Origin of the sequence: Microbacterium sp. KKR3/1 (assembly GCF_021272365.1) — a bacterium.
In the GTDB taxonomy this organism is placed as follows: Bacteria; Actinomycetota; Actinomycetes; order Actinomycetales; family Microbacteriaceae; genus Microbacterium; species Microbacterium aurugineum.
Window position 1 is genome coordinate 45,185 of the sequence record NZ_JAJSDW010000003.1, and the last position, 17,090, is coordinate 62,274.

At 64.8% G+C, this 17,090-nt stretch carries 18 protein-coding genes; 11 read left to right on the forward strand and 7 right to left on the reverse strand.

The genetic code is table 11. The features are described 5' to 3' along the window. The first annotated feature begins 145 nt into the window (after nt 1-145). Nucleotides 146-1,075 (forward strand): DUF2510 domain-containing protein, encoded by a 930-nt coding sequence (locus LVJ59_RS15085; protein ID WP_232763649.1) that lies wholly within the window; start codon nt 146-148, stop codon nt 1,073-1,075. A gap of 25 nt (nt 1,076-1,100) precedes the next feature. Beyond that, on the forward strand, nt 1,101-2,099 hold the full coding sequence (locus LVJ59_RS15090) for a DUF2510 domain-containing protein (RefSeq protein ID WP_232763650.1): 999 nt from the start codon (nt 1,101-1,103) through the stop codon (nt 2,097-2,099). A 63-nt stretch (nt 2,100-2,162) separates the two neighbouring features. Here LVJ59_RS15090 and prfB read toward each other — a convergent pair whose 3' ends face one another. After that, nucleotides 2,163-3,272 carry a peptide chain release factor 2 gene (gene prfB / locus LVJ59_RS15095; RefSeq protein WP_047524313.1) on the reverse strand — a complete coding sequence of 370 codons (1,110 nt, stop codon included), beginning with the start codon at nt 3,270-3,272 and terminating at the stop codon, nt 2,163-2,165. A 119-nt stretch (nt 3,273-3,391) separates the two neighbouring features. On the opposite strand from prfB, the gene LVJ59_RS15100 reads away from it, so the two are divergent. Continuing rightward, on the forward strand, nt 3,392-4,678 hold the full coding sequence (locus LVJ59_RS15100; protein ID WP_232763829.1) for an MFS transporter: 1,287 nt from the start codon (nt 3,392-3,394) through the stop codon (nt 4,676-4,678). An 18-nt stretch (nt 4,679-4,696) separates the two neighbouring features. Here LVJ59_RS15100 and LVJ59_RS15105 read toward each other — a convergent pair whose 3' ends face one another. From LVJ59_RS15105 to LVJ59_RS15125, 5 genes are all read right to left on the reverse strand, one after another. Continuing rightward, a complete protein-coding gene (locus LVJ59_RS15105; protein ID WP_232763651.1) occupies nt 4,697-5,137 on the reverse strand; it encodes a hypothetical protein in 441 nt (146 codons plus the stop codon). Next, on the reverse strand, nt 5,134-5,589 hold the full coding sequence (locus LVJ59_RS15110) for a TadE family protein (protein WP_232763652.1): 456 nt from the start codon (nt 5,587-5,589) through the stop codon (nt 5,134-5,136). Before LVJ59_RS15110 ends, LVJ59_RS15105 begins: the two co-directional genes overlap by 4 nt. Further along, a complete protein-coding gene (locus tag LVJ59_RS15115) occupies nt 5,558-5,959 on the reverse strand; it encodes a TadE/TadG family type IV pilus assembly protein (RefSeq protein ID WP_131492645.1) in 402 nt (133 codons plus the stop codon). Before LVJ59_RS15115 ends, LVJ59_RS15110 begins: the two co-directional genes overlap by 32 nt. 1 nt (nt 5,960) lies before the next feature. Beyond that, nucleotides 5,961-6,140: a hypothetical protein gene (locus LVJ59_RS15120; RefSeq protein ID WP_047524308.1), complete on the reverse strand. Its 180-nt coding sequence runs from the start codon at nt 6,138-6,140 to the stop codon at nt 5,961-5,963. A gap of 95 nt (nt 6,141-6,235) precedes the next feature. After that, the gene (locus LVJ59_RS15125; RefSeq protein ID WP_232763653.1) at nt 6,236-6,694 is read right to left on the reverse strand and encodes a GbsR/MarR family transcriptional regulator; all 459 of its coding nucleotides are present in this window, start codon (nt 6,692-6,694) and stop codon (nt 6,236-6,238) included. A gap of 113 nt (nt 6,695-6,807) precedes the next feature. Here LVJ59_RS15125 and LVJ59_RS15130 point away from each other — a divergent pair, with 113 nt between their 5' ends. The 7 genes from LVJ59_RS15130 (at nt 6,808) to LVJ59_RS15160 (ending at nt 13,857) form a co-directional block, all read left to right on the forward strand. After that, a complete protein-coding gene (locus LVJ59_RS15130; RefSeq protein ID WP_232763654.1) occupies nt 6,808-7,953 on the forward strand; it encodes an FAD-dependent oxidoreductase in 1,146 nt (381 codons plus the stop codon). A 210-nt stretch (nt 7,954-8,163) separates the two neighbouring features. Continuing rightward, nucleotides 8,164-8,685, forward strand: a complete 522-nt coding sequence (locus LVJ59_RS15135; RefSeq protein WP_232763655.1) for a hypothetical protein — start codon at nt 8,164-8,166, stop codon at nt 8,683-8,685. Between the two features lie 24 nt (nt 8,686-8,709). Then, nucleotides 8,710-9,153 (forward strand): hypothetical protein, encoded by a 444-nt coding sequence (locus tag LVJ59_RS15140; protein ID WP_232763656.1) that lies wholly within the window; start codon nt 8,710-8,712, stop codon nt 9,151-9,153. A 71-nt stretch (nt 9,154-9,224) separates the two neighbouring features. Beyond that, nucleotides 9,225-9,569 carry a hypothetical protein gene (locus tag LVJ59_RS15145; protein ID WP_232763657.1) on the forward strand — a complete coding sequence of 115 codons (345 nt, stop codon included), beginning with the start codon at nt 9,225-9,227 and terminating at the stop codon, nt 9,567-9,569. A gap of 427 nt (nt 9,570-9,996) precedes the next feature. Further along, a protein-coding gene (locus LVJ59_RS15150) for an IS3 family transposase (protein ID WP_232763658.1) occupies nt 9,997-11,147 on the forward strand; the annotation gives its coding sequence in 2 pieces (ribosomal slippage) (nt 9,997-10,270 and nt 10,270-11,147; 1,152 coding nt in all). Nucleotides 11,148-11,275: 128 nt separating this feature from the next. Further along, nucleotides 11,276-12,748: a hypothetical protein gene (locus tag LVJ59_RS15155; protein ID WP_232763659.1), complete on the forward strand. Its 1,473-nt coding sequence runs from the start codon at nt 11,276-11,278 to the stop codon at nt 12,746-12,748. A gap of 302 nt (nt 12,749-13,050) precedes the next feature. After that, nucleotides 13,051-13,857 (forward strand): hypothetical protein, encoded by an 807-nt coding sequence (locus LVJ59_RS15160; protein WP_232763660.1) that lies wholly within the window; start codon nt 13,051-13,053, stop codon nt 13,855-13,857. Here LVJ59_RS15160 and LVJ59_RS15165 read toward each other — a convergent pair. After that, nucleotides 13,854-14,294: a DUF488 domain-containing protein gene (locus LVJ59_RS15165; RefSeq protein WP_232763661.1), complete on the reverse strand. Its 441-nt coding sequence runs from the start codon at nt 14,292-14,294 to the stop codon at nt 13,854-13,856. The genes LVJ59_RS15160 and LVJ59_RS15165 overlap by 4 nt on opposite strands. Before the next feature lie 304 nt (nt 14,295-14,598). Between LVJ59_RS15165 and LVJ59_RS15170 the strand changes: the two genes are divergently transcribed. Continuing rightward, a complete protein-coding gene (locus tag LVJ59_RS15170) occupies nt 14,599-17,082 on the forward strand; it encodes a helicase C-terminal domain-containing protein (RefSeq protein ID WP_232763662.1) in 2,484 nt (827 codons plus the stop codon). Nucleotides 17,083-17,090 lie beyond the last annotated feature (8 nt).

Sequence of the window (17,090 nt, forward strand, 5' to 3'; positions counted from 1 at the left end):
GCGAGCGACACCCCGCACACCGTGTCCCTGTGCGCACGAAATGGGGACTATTCCCCATCCGGAGGCCTCACCCCGGTCACCGCCCACTGCTATACATGAAGGGGTCGCCGCACCAGGGAGCGATCGCATTCATCGAGGGGGAATCATGACCACGACACCAGCAGGCTGGTACGACGACGGATCCGGACGCCAGCGCTGGTGGGACGGCCAGCAGTGGACCGAGCACTTCGCTCCCGAGGCCGCGGCCTCGGTCGAGCCCGATGCCCCCGCCGCAGCTGAGACTCCGTCAGCCGCAGAGGTGCCAGCCCCCGAGGTCCCCGCCTCCGAAGCCCCCGCCGCCGAGGTCCCCGCCGCCGATGTTCCGGAATACGGCTCCCCGGCTCAGCCGGCCGCCGGTTACCCGGGTTCCGCCCCGACTTACCCTGCGGGGTACACGACGTCGCCGTCGGGCCACCCCGCCGCTTCGCCGTACGCTCAGCCCGGCCAAGACGCTCCGAAGAAGATCTCGATCCTCGGACTCGTCGGCCTCGGCCTCGCCGCCATCGGAACGATCCTCGCCTTCATCCCCGTGATCGGATTCTTCGGGTTCATCCTGCTCGGTGCCGGCTTCATCGTCTCGCTGATCTCGCTGTTCCTGAAGGGCAAGAAGTGGCCCGGCATCGCGGGCCTGATCCTCGCCGTCGTCGGCACGATCATCGGCGTCGTGATGTTCTTCGTGTTCGTCTTCGCGGTCGCGCAGACGGCGAGCGAAGAGCTCGACAACCTCCCGAGCACCTTCCCGTCGAGCGAGGCGACCGACCCGGGCGAGACGGACGGTGCCGACGACGGCACCCGCCCGACCACGTCCGAGGTGGCCGCAGGACTGACGGCGATTCTCACGCTGGACGGCACCGAGGGGTACACCGAGGAGCAGGTCCTGTGCCTCGCCGACCTGCTCGTCGTCTCCGATCTCGACAACGCCACGCTGCGTGCGATCGCCGAGAGCGACGGCACTCTGACGGATCTCGACGCGATCAACGGTCTGGCCGAGGTCCTCGGGGACACCGAGGCCATCACCGCCTGCTTCGTCTCCTGAGACACCACGACAGCGGGAGCGCGAGATGACTACGCCTGCGGGGTGGTACGACGACGGTTCGGGGAACCAGCGGTGGTGGGACGGACAGCAATGGACCGAGCACGTCGTGGCCGCTCCCCCGCGGCCCGCCGAGCCCGCTCCCGCTCCCGAGCCTGCTCCCGACGGTGATCCCGTCCCCGCCACACCGGAACCTGCTCCGTTCGCTCCGCCGTACATGATGGCGCCTGCGGATCCGACACCCGTCGCGGGCCCGACCATGACCGGCTATCCGGGCGCTTCCGGCGTCGTCGGTGATCCGTGGGCGGTCCCGGCCGCTCCCCCTGCCGCGACCGGGACGCCGGTGCTCGGCATCATCGGCCTGGTGACGGTGGTCGTCGGCGTGATCGGCGCCTGCGTCCCCGTGATCGCGATCGCGGGCTGGAGCCTGCTCGCCATCGGATTCATCCTGTCGCTCGTCTCGCTCTTCCTGCGGGGCCGGAAGTGGCCGGGCATCACCGGGATGGTGGTGGCGGCGATCGGCGCCGTCCTCGCGGTCGCCGTCTCGCTCGTCCTGCTGGGAGTCGCGTCCGCAGCGGGAGGAGCCGGTTCCCCGAGCGGAGCCCCGGGCGAGCGCCCCTCGACGGACGACGATTCGAGCGCCATCGAGGGTGCCGAGATGGTGAGCTTCGCCGATCTCCGCGTGGGCGACTGCCTGCCGTTCGTCGACTACTCCGACGAAGAGGGGAACATCTACGAACTCCCCGTGGTGCCCTGCGCCGACCCCCACACGGACGAGGTCTTCTTCATCTACGACCTCGAAGGCGAGGAGTTCCCCGGTGACGGCGCCCTCCAAGACCAGGCTTGGGATGGCTGCCTGTCGGAATTCGAGGCCTACGTGGGCACGTCCTACATGGATTCGGTTCTCGACTACTACACGTATCAGCCGACGGAGTCGTCCTGGGTCCGTGGCGACGACCGCACCGTGCACTGCATCCTCTACAGCTATGAGGACGTGACCGGCACGCTGAAAGATGCCGCATACTGACTCCTGCGCTGTCGCTGAGACAAGAAGAAGGGCCCCGGGATCACTCCCGGGGCCCTTCTTGTCTCAGTCCTCGATCTTGCGCTTGCGCCAGCGGATTCCCGCCGAGATGAAGTCATCGAGATCGCCGTCGAACACGGCGGCCGGGTTCCCGGACTCCTGGCCGGTGCGGAGGTCTTTCACCAGCTGCTGTCCGTAGAGGAAGTAGGAGCGCATCTGGTCACCCCAGCTCGCGGTGATGTTGCCGGCGAGTTCCTTCTTCTTCGCTGCTTCCTGCTCCTTCTGGAGCAGCAGGAGCCGCGTCTGCAGCACGCGCATGGCGGCTGCCCGGTTCTGGATCTGCGACTTCTCGTTCTGCATCGACACGACGATGCCGGTCGGAAGGTGGGTGAGGCGCACCGCGGAGTCGGTCGTGTTGACCGACTGTCCGCCGGGGCCGGACGAGCGGAAGACGTCGACACGGATGTCGCTCTCGGGGATGTCGACCTCGGTCGCCTCCTCCATGAGCGGGATGACCTCGACCGCGGCGAACGACGTCTGGCGCTTGTCGGCGGATCCGAACGGACTGATGCGCGCGAGGCGGTGCGTGCCGGCTTCGACCGAGATGGTTCCGAAGGCGTAGGGCGCATCGATCTCGAACGTGGCGGACTTGATGCCCGCACCCTCCGCGTACGACGTGTCCATCACCTTGACGGGGTACTTGTGGCGTTCTGCCCAGCGCAGGTACATGCGCATCAGCATCTCGGCGAAGTCGGTGGCGTCGTCGCCCCCCGCGCCGGAGCGGATCGTGATGATCGCTGCCCGGTCGTCGTACTCGCCGTCGAGGAGCGTCTGCACCTCGAGCTGGTTGATCAGGTCGGTGAGTGCCGCGAGCTCGGTGCGCGCCTCCTGCGCGGAATCCTCGTCGTCCATCTCATTGGCGAGACCGACGAGCACCTCGAGGTCGTCGAGGCGCTGCGCGATGCCGGTGATGCGGGCGAGCTCGGACTGACGGTGGCTGAGCGCGCTGGTCACCTTCTGCGCGTTGTCGGTGTCGTCCCAGAGGTCGGGAGCACCGGCCTCTTCGCTGAGACGCGCGATGTCGTCGCGGAGACGGGAGACATCGACGACCTCGCTGATGTCGCCGAAGGTGTGCCTGAGCGCCTGGATTTCGGCGGAGAGATCTAGTTCGAGCATGACACCTCAGCCTAACGTGCCGTCTGCCCACGCGGGGACCGGGTCCAGGAGCACCTCCCTGCGGGGAGTAGCGTGAGGGCGTGAGCAGTGCATCGACGGTCCTTCGGCAGTTCGGACCGATGGTGTATCTGCCGACGGTCCTCTTCGCCCTCGGCGAGGGCGCCGTGATCCCGCTCATCCCGGTACTGGCAGCCGCCATGGGCGCCGACGTCGCTTTCGCGGCCCTCGTCGCCTCCGCGCTCGTCATCGGCCAGCTCTGCGGAAACCTCCCTGCCGGATGGGCAGTCGGGCGGATCGGCGAGCGGTTCACGATGGTGATCGCCGGCGTGATCGCGATCCTGTCGGCTGTGGGAATGGTCTTCGCCCCGACGCTCGGCGTGCTGGCGGCCTCAGTGTTCGTCCTGGGCGTGTGCGCGGCCGCCTTCGGCCTGGCCCGTCACGCGTTCATGACGACCAGGGTTCCGGTCGCCTTCCGCGCGCGCTCGCTCTCGTTGCTCGGCGGCAGCTTCCGCCTCGGCATCTTCATCGGCCCGTTCGTGGCAGCGGGTCTGCTGCAGGTGTTCGGCACCGAGAGCGCCGCGATCTGGTTCTTCCTGGGCTGCCTCGTGGTGATGGTGCTTCTCGTGCTCTTCGGCCCCGATCCGGAGAAGACGACACCGCCCGCTCCGCTCACCCCGGCCGAGCGCTACATGGAGGACTCCGGCGAGGCGGTGAGCGGATCCATCCCGACCGTCGAGCGCACCGGCATCTTCCAGACCATGTGGCGACAGCGCGCGGTGCTCGGCCGTCTCGGACTCGCCGCGGCGTCGCTGTCGGCAGTGCGCTCCGCCCGGCAGGTCGTCCTCCCGCTGTGGGGGCTCTCCCTGGGGCTGGATGCCTCGACGATCGCCCTCGTGGTCGGCGTCTCCGGGGCGATCGACTTCGCGCTGTTCTACGCCAGTGGGCAGGTGATGGACCGATTCGGACGACTGTGGGCGGCGATGCCCGCGATGGTGCTCATGGGCGCCGGCTTCCTCGCGCTGTCGTTCACGCACGAGCTCGATGCGGCGGTGCTGTGGTTCGGGATGTTCGCCGCGGTGCTCGGCGTCGGCAACGGCCTGTCGAGCGGGATCCTGCTCACCCTCGGTGCGGATGTCGCCCCGAAGCGCGAGCCCGCCGCCTTCCTCGGATCCTGGCGCACGCTCACCGACGCCGGAGGTGCGATCGCGCCGCTGCTGGTGTCGGCGATCACCGCTTTCTCGGCGCTCCCCTTCGCGGCCGCAGCGATGGGCGTCATCGGCCTCGTCGGGGCAGCCGGATTCCTGCGGTGGATCCCGAAGTTCATACCCAGATCGCGCCCGGAGCCGGAACCGGAGTCGGAGTCGGGGCCGGGGCCGGAGCCGGGGCCGGAGCCGGACGGTAACTGAGCGCTCCCTCGCGGCAGGTCACCACAGGGCGGTGCGGCTCGTGGCCGTGGACTCCAGGCGTACGCCGTCCGGGACGAAGGGCGACAGCAAGGGCGGACGCCAGTCGACGCCGACCGTGACACGTGCCGAGACCCCGTCGGGTGTTCCCGCCGCGACGAGGTCCGTCTCGCCTGGCACCCCCTCGACCAGGGCTGCCGCTTGCTCCTCGACCCCGGTATCCGTCAACTCGGCGCGGACGCCGTCGGCCGTCACCGCGAGGATGAAGCCATCCGCCCCGGCGAGCGCCGCCGAGTCCGCGAGGGCGTCCAGCCGCTTCTGCGCGATGTAGAGATCCGTCGCGCAGACGCAGACGTAGATCACCACGAGCGCGAGGAGCACGTAGCCGAGCGTCAGCAGGAGGACGCTGCCCTCGTCCTGCCCCGGCACCGCTGTGTCCGCTGACCGGACGGCGCGCGTCATCGCGCACCCCACAGCCGCGACACCTTCTGCGCCGAAGTGGCCTGGACGGCGACCGCGGTGGAACGGTCGAGGCCGAAGAGCTCCGGCACGAGAGGCAACCGCACCCGGGTGCTGACGGTGACGAAGACGGTCGCTCCCGACGATGGGCACTCGACGCCCGACGGAGTGCATGTCAGCGTCACGTCCACCGCGTCGGCATCCAGACCGTACTCGTCGATCACCCCACGGAGCACCACATCTCCACGTTCGGTCGCGGATGCGGCGTCCGGAGCCCGCGCGATGACGCGCGCCATGTGCCTCGCCGCCGCCTCCGCGCCGAGCGTCTGCTCCTGGATGCCGCCGAGCGCGATCACGAGGTAGACCATCGGCACCAGGAGGATGACGCCGACCGCGATGAACTCGAGCGCCGCTGATCCTTCCTCACCGGCCACCGAACGTCTCCACGGGTGCATGGGCCTCCACCTCCATCGCGAACGGGATTCCGATCAGGCCCAGCAGGGGGAAGGTCGAGCGCACTCGCACGTCGACGGTTTCTTCCTCCGGGAGCCCCGAGGTGCCGATCCGGATGTCCTCGGCATATCCCGCGCCGATCGCACGCGTGATCACCTCGCGGGTGCGCTCGACTCCTTCGGCCGGACTCGTGTCGGCGAGAGCAGCGTGATACGCGCCTTCGACGGCTGCATCGTGGACCACGTTTCGCACATAGACGGCGAGCGCGAGTTGGAGGACGGCGAGTGTGAGCGCCGTGAGCAGCGTTCCCACCAGCAGGAACTCCACCGGGCTCGAACCGCGCTCATCCGCGAACCGGGGCCCCTCCGCCATGTCAGAGCCCCGACACCCGTTGGATCGCCTGTTCGAACAGCGCGGTCAGCGCGGGTCCTGCGACCGCCCAGATCAGCACCACCAGCCCGGCCGTCATCAGTGTCACGAGCACCCAGCCGGGGACGTCACCGGATTCGTCGGCCGACAGAGCGCGGAAGAACGAGCGCAGGCGTGTGATCATGCGGCCAGTCTGCCCGGGGTGAGATCACCCGCGCGGAAGTTATCCACAGCCCGCAGGACGCGGCCGTCCGCGCCTCCCCTGCCAGAGAGCTCGCGTCAGTCGTTCCGCTCCTGCCAGCGGTGCAGCAGAGCGGGAATCTCGCCCCGCAGGAATTCATAGAACGCGTGCATCTGCGCCAGGCGCTGATGCGCCGGATCATCGTCACCGGTGACGGAGACGCCTTCCGAAGCGACCTGGAGCATGGCGTCGATGATCGTGTTCTGGCCGGTGAACAGGGTCGCCCAGGCATCGTCGCGAAGTCGGAAGTGCTCCCGGCGACTCCCGGGAGCGGGCAGACGCTCGATGAGCCCCACCGAGAGCAGCGACTTGATCGCACTGGAGACCGCGCCGGCGCTGGCATCCAACCGCTCGACGATCTCACCCGCTGTGACCGTCTCCTGGTCGGTGAACAGGAAGACGGCGAGCGTGCGCGCAGCCATCCGCTGCATCCCGCCCTCGGTCAATGTCAGCGCCAAGCGTTCAGCGGTCTGCCACTGCGTGTGCCTGTCGGTCATCTCACCCTCCAAGTAGCACGATATCAAATATCATGACTGTTCAATAATTCCTGAAACTCCGATACTGTCGGAAGCGCGTCATCTCGACCACGACGCGAGGAAGGACGACACCCATGCGCGCAGTCATCATCGGAGCCGGCATCGCCGGACTCTCCACCGCCCTCCGCCTGCACCAGGCCGGGTGGGAGACTCTCCTCGTCGAACGCGCACCCGCACGCCGCGACGGGGGCTATGCCGTGACCTTCGGTGGCATCGGGTATGACGCCGCGGAGCGAATCGGCATCCTGAGCGATCTCCAGGCCCGCTCGTTCGAGACCGCGGAGCTCAGCTATCACCGGTCCGACGGCTCACGCCTCTTCGCTCTGGATCGCGCCACGATCACTGCCACCACCGGCGCGCGCTCCTTGACGATCCTGCGGGGCGACCTCGAGTCGGTCCTGTACGAAAAGGTCCGGGATCACACGACCATCCGCTTCGGCACCACGCTCACCTCCTTCGAGCAGGACGAGCGAGAGGTCCGCGTCGCACTGACCGACGGCACCGTCGAAGCAGCCGATCTGCTGATCGGTGCGGATGGGTTGCACTCGGCCACCCGCACCCTGCTGTTCGGGCCGGAGGAGGACTTCCTCGTCGACCTGCAACACAAGATCGCCGTGTCCATGCTCGAGCGGCGCCCCGCATCCATCGCACCGGGCACCACGGGCACGCACTCCTCGCGCGGTCGCACCGCCGCCGTCATCAGCGCCGGCGACGGTCGCAACGTCGCCTTCTTCGGCTACCGCGCCGATCATGCGCGCCCGGGTGCCGACGTGCACGCCGAGCTGAGACGCATCTACGGCGATCTCGGTTGGATCATCCCCGAAGTACTCACGGGCCTCCAGGAAGCCGACTCCGTCTACTTCGACACCGTCAGCCAAGTGGTGGTGCCGTCCTGGAGCAAGGGTCGAGTCGCGCTCCTCGGCGACTCCGCGTGGTGCGTCACGCTGTTCGCCGGCTACGGCTCATCTCTGGCCGTGGGCGGAGCGGACCGGCTCGTCACAGAGCTCACCGCCAGACCTGACGGCATCCCGGCCGCGCTGCAGGCGTGGGAGACAGCGATCCGCCCCGAAGCGGAACGCAAGCAGAGGCTCGGGCGCCGGGTCAAAGGAATCTACGCCCCCGCCCATCCCCTGACACTCTGGGTGAGCATGCTGCCCCTGCGCCTCGCATCCTTCCCTCTCGTCCGCCGCCACATGACGCGCAGGTACATCAAGGGGTGAGGACCCCCTGCGAGGCCGTCAGCCGATGCCGAGCCGCAGGATGAACAGTCCCGGGTACACGGCGAACACAAGAGCCCTCAATGGGCATGCCCGTCGGGCTGCAGCGAACCACTCCGACCTTCACAGCGAATCCCTCGCTCGCAGACCGTCTCCAAGGAAAGGCACGAACTAGTTGGCATCCGGAGAGTCGACGTCGGGTATGGTGACGAGATGACAGCAGTGCAGCGCGCATGCTACGTGCCACACGAACCAGTCGGTTCGCGGTGCTACGGCGCTTCTCTAAACGGCAGCGAGCACCAGTTCGCAGAGTGGGATTTCTCTGTTCGCGAAGCTCATGCAGAGATCGACGCACTGCACTCCAACAGCCTGGATCCGAAACTAAGCCCTGCCGAGCACGCGGAATATGCTAGCCAGCTTCAGATCCTGATGCACAAGGCGAGAGCCGGCACCGTCAGGTTCGTGGGTCGCGACGCGGAGGGCAACGTCGTTGGCGGGCACATCGTGGAGTTAAAGCCCCGGCTTCGGTACGTTCGTGAAGTGTTCGGTCGGAAGCCCCGGCTTCTGCGCCTCTATCTCGGGGAACCTTCAGTGCACCCGCGTATGCTGCTTGCCTTAGGGCTGGCCACGAAAGAAGCTTCGTTGGACGGGCTCTCAGAACAAGACGCCGATATCGCCGAGGCGAAGGCGCGTGCGGAAGCCTGGTGCCAGCCGTCACCCAGCCCGGTAGTCTGATAGTGGAAGAGGGAGGTGTTCGGAATGGCTAAAGCCGCTTCGCGTATGCGTAGACTCCGCAACGAGCTAGCTCATACCGAGGATCTGTTTCACTGGTCCGCGCAGTGCAACATCGCGCACAATGAAGGTCTTTTCGACGCACTCCTCGAGGCTCTCACGCACGCGGGCGTGCCTCGCGAAGAGGTTGCGGAACGCCTTGGCATTGATCTCGACACACTCGCCGACGCCCTTTCCGGACAGACAGACTTGACACTGACAGAGCTGCGGATGCTGTCATCGGCCAGTGAAGTCATCATCAAGTTCGAGGTCGAATCCGCCCTCGTTGAGCGCGCCCGGATGGCACAGCGCGACCTGATTGAACTCGCCCACGCCTACTATGTAGTCGAAGAACAAGAAAGTTCATCGCGAGGTTGGGCGGATACTGCCACCTTGTTCCGTGCTATCGAAGCCAAGGCAGTCGTCGCGTGACCTTACGCTTGTCAAGCCCCTCCATCGTTCGTGTTCGCGCAACTGGGTACGAGCCTTCGGAAGAAGACGACGTGACGTGGAAACTCACTCTTATCGACAGACTCCTACGGAGCGAGAAAGCGTTGCGGCCGGTTTTCGGAACCTTGCGTGCCTCGTCGCCCGCTGGTTGGGCTGAAATCGAGGTCAGCGCCATGGGGCAAGGCTCTCGCAACTCGTCCCCGGAAGCTCTGAAACGGGACCTCATCGATTCTGGAACAGCGGAAACGCTTTACGATTTCGCTCGGCCTCATCTGCAGGTTCTGCTCGCTCAGATCGGTTCTGGTCAGTCGACGCCCATTAAGGCACCGGAGGCGGAGCTGAGATTCATCGAGCGCGAAGAGTTCGAGCGCATCCTTGAGGATTCTGACAACGAATAGGGCGACAGCGATCGATCGAGTGGCTCGATCGTCGAGGACGTGTCTAGCAAGTATTGGACCCTAGTTGAGCCGGGGCTGGCGACGCGGTTCCTCCAACTGAACCGAGCAAGCTAGACGGCTGCCGAGCATTTACAGCGCTAACCTACCGCTGTAAATAGGCTTTGCCTCGCCGAACCGGCGGCGCTTGCCGCGAAAATACGGGCCTTTTGTATCCGACCGTCCCAAGCGTTCTTTCGAAGAGCACGGACAACGGGAGGATGAGGAAGACGAGCGGTGCGAACATGGCGTTAGGGTACCTTTATGGGCTGCGCCATATACACCCGCATCAGCCTTGACCGCACCGGGGAGGGACTGGGGGTGGGACTGCTGACGATTCGGTTGACTCTAGCGCTGTGAGGATTTCGGTTCTCACGGAAGGATGGTCAACGTGCCGAAAGCATTCCCCAAAGAGTTCCGGAACGACGTCGTCGCGGTCGCGCGTCGGGGCGAAGCCCCGATTAGTCGGATCGCGAAGGACTTCGGTGTCTCGGAGTCGTGCCTGCAACGGTGGCTGAAGATCGCGGATGTCGAAGACGGCATCAAGCCTGGTGTGACCCAGGCCGATGCAGCCGAACTGCGCGAGGCGAAGAAACGCATCCGGCTGCTCGAACAGGAGAACGAGATCCTCCGCCGGGCAGCCGCCTATCTGTCGCAGGCTTCACTCCCCAAATGATGTTCCCGCTGGTCCTTGACCTTGCCGCTGATCGGATCCCGATCGCGGTGGCCTGCCGGATGCTGGGCTTTTCGAAGCAAGCATTCTTCCGATGGCGCGCGAACCCGGTGTCGCAACGTGACTGGGACAACGCTCACCTCACGAACGCCGCCGTCGACCTGCATCGGGATGACCCGGCGTTCGGATATCGGTTCATCTCGGACGAGATCGAAGCCGAAAGTGGGCTCCGAGCATCGGAGCGACGCGTGTGGCGGCTGTGCTCCGAGCAGCGCCTGTGGTCGGTGTTCTCGAAGAAACGCGGTCTGAACCCAAAAGCCGGACCTCCCGTGCACGACGATCTCGTGCTCCGCGATTTCACCGCGACGAGGCCGGATCAGTTGTGGCTGACCGATATCACCGAACATTGGACGGATGAAGGCAAGCTGTATCTCTGCGCGATCAAAGACATCCACTCGAACCGGATCGTCGGCTACTCGCTCGATTCGCGGATGACCGCGGACCTCGCTGTCGCGGCGCTGCGCAACGCGATCGCGCTCCGTGACCCCGTGGGAACAACGCTGCACTCGGATCGTGGGTCGCAATTTCGGTCGCGGAAGTTCGTCGAGCTGCTCCGGGAAACCGGGATCACGGGGTCGATGGGCCGAGTTGGAGCGTGCGCGGACAACGCGGCGATGGAGTCGTTCTTCTCGCTGCTGCAGAAGAACGTGCTCAACAAGAGGAGATGGCATTCGAGACAGGAACTCCGACTCGAGATCGTGACCTGGATCGAGCGGACCTACCACCGTCGACGCCGTCAGCGACGACTCGGAAGGCTCACACCCATCGAGTTCGAGATAATCAACTCAAAGGCCGCTCACGCGGCCTGAAAACCCCAAACAAGACGAGTCAACCAAACTGTCAGCAGTCCCAACCGATCCTTTACACCGCGCGGGACGTGCGCGGACTTTCGAGCGCAACCGACTCCACACGACCCCGGTCTGACATCATCGTCAGCATGACCACGATGGATACGCCGTCGATCTTCTTCAGTACTTACTTCGGAGTACCCCGCGAACAGTTGGATGGCTATGGGGCGTTCGATCTGAACCTTCTTGCCGACGTCGAGCTGTTCGTGGACCCCTTCCTCCTCTTCAACAGCGTGAACCCTGAGTATCAGGAACTGCATGAGAACATCCTCCGGTATCTGCGCTACCTGAAGTCTTTGGCGCATGAGCCGCTCTCCGACGCGACGATCCGAGATCTGTTCCGGTTCCAGGAAGTCAGTCAGAACTGGTTCGGGTACACCAAGATCGGCAACCGCGGCGCGGGGCTCGGCACCGACTTCGCGCGTGCTCTGCGCTCCACGATTGGGCGGGTCGTGGCGAACGAAGGCGAATCGTTCGGAACGGAGAGTAGCCACCTCGAGAAGGTGTCCCTCATCACTGGCAAGGTCGGTCTCGATAAAATCAGCGACTTCACTACCAACCTCATCAAGGACTACCTCGTCACCTACACCGAGACTTTCGCCCGCGAGCATCTTGACCCGAGCCTCTGCGCCGACATCGCAGTCACCCGAATCCGCTTCAACTACGAGACAGAGACGTGGATGACTGAGGTGCGCTACCTCCCTGTGTTTGGCGACGACTACGTCCTCCTCACACCGACGGACATCCTGGTTCACCAAGACACCTGGATCAACCATCGAGACATGGTCAGCCGATACCCCGAGATCGCGGCCGCCGTCGACGATGATGTGCTCCGAGACAAGGTCGACCGCTACTTCTACTCGGCGCTCAAGGACTCGAAGAAGAAGGCCGAAGAAACGGCCATCCGAACGACGACTCTCGCCACCTTCCCGGAGCTCATTGACGTGTACATCCGTCTGAAGGAGGAGGCCGGCGATGGAGCGGTGGCTGTCAGCGACGAAGAACTCGCGCGGCTCCGAGGGATCTTCGTGGAGCTGTTCTCGCAGCTCCTGCAGGAGTTCTGGTCACTCCCCGAGATGGAGCACCGGCCACCTATCGACAGCTTCGACGAAGCGAAGCGTCGGTGCGATGTCTTCAAGAAGTGGGTAGAGGACAAGGATGGGTGGCGGACGCTGAACACGGCGCGTGGCCGCGCCAGCGAGGCGGATGTACAGCGACTGATCTACCTGACTCTGCAGGCGAGCGACTTCGACGTGAACCGCGAGGTGAATAACGGAAGGGGTCCCGTTGACCTCAAAGTCAGCCGAGGGAGCCGTGACACGTCCCTCATCGAAGTGAAGCTCGCGAGCAATAGCCACCTCGCCCGGAACCTCGAACGCCAGGTCGAGATCTACAAGAAGGCCAACGAGACGAAGAACGCCGTCAAGCTCATCGTCTTCTACGACGCGCTCGAGCAAGCAAAGGTGGAGCGCATCTTGAAAGCTCAGGAACTCACAGAGAGCGACTGGGTGGTACTCGTGGACGCTCGCGACGATAACAAGCCATCCGCGTCAGTCGCCTGAGAGGACGCCTCACAGGCCTCTACATACTCACGAACCGAACAAAACGGCGGGAGCTGGTCGCCTCCCGCGGTTTCGCGCCTCGTCGGTGTCCTCCAACGAGATGTTGCGTGTCTCCGGCGCAAGACAGGCGCAGAGGGTGGCAAGTGCCGATGCCTCACAGCTCGCCGTTGATGAGAGCTTCGCTGGGGCAAGGACGCCGACCATCACGGGGACTGGGATCGCGGACCGGTTGGTGAATCCCCAATGATGTCCGATCTCGGCAATATGCTCGCGCTATGAGGGTAAAAGGTGAACAGGCGCGTGTGCTCATCACGGTGAAGGCCACACCGCAGCCTTCGACGAGCTACGGAGACACGTCTTGCGTTGCCGGCGTCCGCATCGACGGCGACGAGCCAAGCTGGATTCGGCTGTATCCGATCGCCTTCCGCTGGCTCGACGGCGACGCACAGTTCAAAAAGTACGACATCATCGAGCTCGAGGTGCGGCGCAAGGACTCCGACACACGCCGCGAGAGCTACTCGCCGACGCAAGACTCGTGGAACGTCGTCCAGAACCTACCGCCGTGGAAGTCACGCCACAAGGTCATCGGACAGTTGGAGCCCACGACGACCTGCGAACTAATGCGCGCCGCATCCGCTGATGGTTCGGCTCCATCCCTAGGTCTCGTTTACCCGGCGGATGTCGATCGGCTCGAGTTCGAACCGCACCCGAAGTGGACGCGGGAGCAGCTGGCGAAGATGCGGGCGCGCATCAACAAGGAGTCGACGGCACTCATCCCCATGAGCGGGTCAGTTCCCTCCATCCTGAAGGAGCCGGAGTTCAAGGTTCGCTACCGCTACCGTTGCGCGGACGTCGCCTGCGCTGGCCACCAGGGCCGCATCCTCGACTGGGAGCTGACTTCGCTGCAGAATCGGCTTCGCCATCGAGCCGAGGATGTGAAGGCGGGCGTGACCGAGAAGTTCCTCGAGGAGATGTTTGCTCCCGAGCGGCAGGCCGGGTTTTACATGGGCAACTTCGAACTTGCTGCACGCCGTGGCAAGTTCAGTGTTCTCGGGGTTTACTGGCCACGATCCGAGGACGCGGTCGCACCCGCGCCGACTCTGTTCTAGGACTTCACCAGGTCGCGAGACATCAGTGACCGCAGCAGCTCGAGCACCTGCTCGCGGTGACAATGCCGTTCATCCTGCTCGTAGCAGAACAGCACCACCTCGCCCGCCTGTGCGAGAGCCGCGACTTCGTTTAGTGCGGTCATGGCTGCTTCCGACCGGAGCTGCTGGCGGAAGCGATCGCGAACCTCGTTGGCCAGATCGGACTCGAGCTCGCCATACCCGGCACGGTTGTCGCGCTGGTTCCCGAGCGCCGGCAGGTGAACGTAGGCGATGCCTGCTACGCCGAGTGCCTCCGCGAGGGCACGCTTCGAGAAGCCGCGCTTGCGCGAGATGGCGTTGAGTCGGACGTCGACGAGCGTCTGGATGCCACGAACGCGCAGCTTCGAGACGAAGGCGTCCAGGGCAAGACCCTCGTATCCGATGCCGGAAATGCTCATAGGGTTTCCCTTTCGTTGACGCAGCCGATGCGCTGCAACTCTGCACCGCGAACTGCAGTACCGAGCGTCGCTCCGAGCCGCGAAATGTCGCCCGCAAGCCGTGCACGTGCGATTGGGGGCCCGTCGAGCGCGGAGCTCTTTCGTTAGGCTCGCACGCAAAGCGGACAGCTCACCCAAGGATAGGCGTCCAGGATCGACCATGTAACAGATACTAACCGTTACGTACGCGTTTTTTGGGAACGCCCCGCACGACACGGGGCGCAAGCTCCAGTCGCCAGATGACCGCCGCCGCCATTATGGAGTCATGGTCGACTTCGGAGCAATGCTCGCTAACGCCGGGCAACCGGACCCGATCGAGCCGCGCGAGCTCCACGGGCAGCTGAACAAGGCGCAAGGCTACGGCAAACTTTGGGACGTCCAGGGCCAGGTCCTCTCCCGCTGGCACGAGCGACGAACCGAACGCGACCTCGTCATCAAGGTGAACACTGGCGGCGGAAAGACGGTCGATGGGTTACTCATCCTCCAGAGCTACGTGAACGAGGGCAAGGGCCCTGGGCTCTACGTCGCACCCAACAAACACCTGGTGAGACAGGTCATTGCCGAAGCGGCCCACCTTGGCATCGCGGTTACGGCGGACGTCGACAGCTCCCAATATCTTTCGAGCGAGGCCATCGCCGTCATAAACGTTCACGAACTCGTGAACGGCAAGACGAAGTTCTCCGACAAGCGCCCGACGCGGCCGCGGGCACCAATCGGCGCCGTCGTCATCGACGATGCACATGCCGCGATTGCGACTACTCGCAGCCAACTGGCTCTCTCCTTGCCTCACGTCAGTGATGCATACTCCAAACTGCTCGACCTGTTCGCGGACGACCTTCGAGAGCAGTCCGTGAACGGCTACCTCGACGTGCTCGAGGAGCGCAAAGGCATCCCGATGCGTGTGCCCTTCTGGGCGTGGCGCGAGAAACTAGACCGGGTCATTCCCATCCTCAGAGCGGAGTCACGCGATGGAAAGCCCCTGTTCTGGTCTTGGCCGGGAGTCAGCGAGCATCTAGCTCTGTGTCGTGCAGTATTCTCCGACCGTGAGGTAACGATCACACCGCTCTGCCCGCCGATCGAGCACGTCACGTCCTTCGTGGAGGCGCAACATCGCGTCTTTCTGACTGCGACACTCGCTGACGACAGCGTCCTTGTCACTGACTTCGGAGCCGACCCGGAGAGCATTGTGAAGCCGATCACGCCGGTGACAGCTGGTGACATCGGCGAGCGGATGATTCTCGCACCACAGGAGATCAACCCGGGCCTGGAGCCGCACGAGATCCGCGAGCACATCTGGAAGCTCTCTCAGGACCACAACACCGTCGTCATCGTGCCGAGCGAACGGTGGGTTGCCCCGTGGAGCGACTACGCAGCACTCGTTGCGATGGGCGACGATGTGGAGGCGGCCGTCGACAAGTTACGTAGTGGCCGTCATGTGGGACTCGTCGTGCTCGTCAATCGCTACGACGGTATCGACCTTCCCGATGGCGCGTGTCGTGTGCTCGTCATCGACGGACTGCCGGAATCCTTCAGCCCCGAGGAACGCCTTCGTTCATCGATGCTCAGCGCTGGCGAAGGCGTGGATGACCGCCAAGTGCAGCGCATCGAGCAGGGCATGGGACGTGGCGTGCGCAGCAACGAGGACCACTGCGTCGTCTTCCTGCTCGGCGCGCGCCTCGCACAGCTCACCGTCGATCCGCGAACCGCAAGCAGGTTTAGTCCCGCCACTCAGGCGCAACTGAAGCTGTCCCGACAGGTCGCGGCGCAGATCGACAAGGTACCGATCGAGAAGATCGTCAGCACCGCGAAGCAGGCGCTCGGTCGCGACGACGGCTGGGTGAAGCTCGCACTTCAGGCGCTACGCAACATCGCTCCGCTCCCGGGCAAGGTGACCTCGGCTGCTGTGGCGGAGCGGCAGTCATTCGAACACGCCCAGCGCGGCGACTACCAGGGTGCGGTTCGCATCATCGCGGAGGCTGCTGCCTCGGAGTCAGACCGCACCACCGCCGGCATCCTGCTCGAGCTGCAGGCGACATACGCTGACGCGAACGACCCGGTGCTCGGCCAGCAGACGCTCGCCCAGGCGCGCGCAAAGAACACCAACGTCACAAAGCCTCGCGCCGGCGTCACCTACGTACCCTTGCAGGCGCATTCGACCCAGGCTCGTAACTGCGTCGAGCGCCTCACCGCGCGGTTCTCTACCGCCGCGGCGCTCTGCCTGGATGTCGAGGCGATCATCGATGACCTCGTCTTCGACGAACTGCGCACGGACCAGTTCGAGGAAGCGTTCCGTCGCGCCGGCGACTTCATCGGTCTCGGCTCGCAGCGTCCCGAGCATGACACCGGTAGCGGACCGGACAACCTGTGGGCTTTGGGAGAGAACATCTTCTGGGTGATCGAAGCGAAGACCGGCGCGAAGAGCTCGGCGATCGGAAAGCGTGACATTGGTCAGCTGTCGACTTCTATGCTCTGGTTCGGTGACCGCTACGACCCTGAGGCAACGTCAGTGCCGGTGATGGTGCATCGCGCTGTACAAATCTACTCGGACGCCAGCCCCATCGTTGGGATGCGCGTCATCACGGAGCAGAAGCTTGGTGAGTTCGTTCACGCTCTGCGGTCATTCGGTCAGGCGCTGGCGAGCTCGGGATGGTCTGATGCCGAGGTTGTCGGGCGGCTTCTCGATGGCCACAAGCTCGCGGCTGGCCAGTTGGGCGATTTCACCGTCCGGCAGCGAGGCGTACGGAACTAGCCGGAGCG

Coding starts and splice junctions, on each gene's coding strand:
- LVJ59_RS15165 (WP_232763661.1), bottom strand. CDS start 14,294: ATGAGCATTTCCGGCATCGGATACGAGGGTCTTGCCCTGGACGCCTTC.
- LVJ59_RS15125 (WP_232763653.1), bottom strand. CDS start 6,694: ATGACCGACAGGCACACGCAGTGGCAGACCGCTGAACGCTTGGCGCTG.
- prfB (WP_047524313.1), bottom strand. CDS start 3,272: ATGCTCGAACTAGATCTCTCCGCCGAAATCCAGGCGCTCAGGCACACC.
- LVJ59_RS15130 (WP_232763654.1), top strand. CDS start 6,808: ATGCGCGCAGTCATCATCGGAGCCGGCATCGCCGGACTCTCCACCGCC.
- LVJ59_RS15105 (WP_232763651.1), bottom strand. CDS start 5,137: ATGACGCGCGCCGTCCGGTCAGCGGACACAGCGGTGCCGGGGCAGGAC.
- LVJ59_RS15090 (WP_232763650.1), top strand. CDS start 1,101: ATGACTACGCCTGCGGGGTGGTACGACGACGGTTCGGGGAACCAGCGG.
- LVJ59_RS15170 (WP_232763662.1), top strand. CDS start 14,599: ATGGTCGACTTCGGAGCAATGCTCGCTAACGCCGGGCAACCGGACCCG.
- LVJ59_RS15140 (WP_232763656.1), top strand. CDS start 8,710: ATGGCTAAAGCCGCTTCGCGTATGCGTAGACTCCGCAACGAGCTAGCT.
- LVJ59_RS15135 (WP_232763655.1), top strand. CDS start 8,164: ATGACAGCAGTGCAGCGCGCATGCTACGTGCCACACGAACCAGTCGGT.
- LVJ59_RS15155 (WP_232763659.1), top strand. CDS start 11,276: ATGACCACGATGGATACGCCGTCGATCTTCTTCAGTACTTACTTCGGA.
- LVJ59_RS15085 (WP_232763649.1), top strand. CDS start 146: ATGACCACGACACCAGCAGGCTGGTACGACGACGGATCCGGACGCCAG.
- LVJ59_RS15110 (WP_232763652.1), bottom strand. CDS start 5,589: ATGCACCCGTGGAGACGTTCGGTGGCCGGTGAGGAAGGATCAGCGGCG.
- LVJ59_RS15115 (WP_131492645.1), bottom strand. CDS start 5,959: ATGGCGGAGGGGCCCCGGTTCGCGGATGAGCGCGGTTCGAGCCCGGTG.
- LVJ59_RS15120 (WP_047524308.1), bottom strand. CDS start 6,140: ATGATCACACGCCTGCGCTCGTTCTTCCGCGCTCTGTCGGCCGACGAA.
- LVJ59_RS15100 (WP_232763829.1), top strand. CDS start 3,392: ATGGTGTATCTGCCGACGGTCCTCTTCGCCCTCGGCGAGGGCGCCGTG.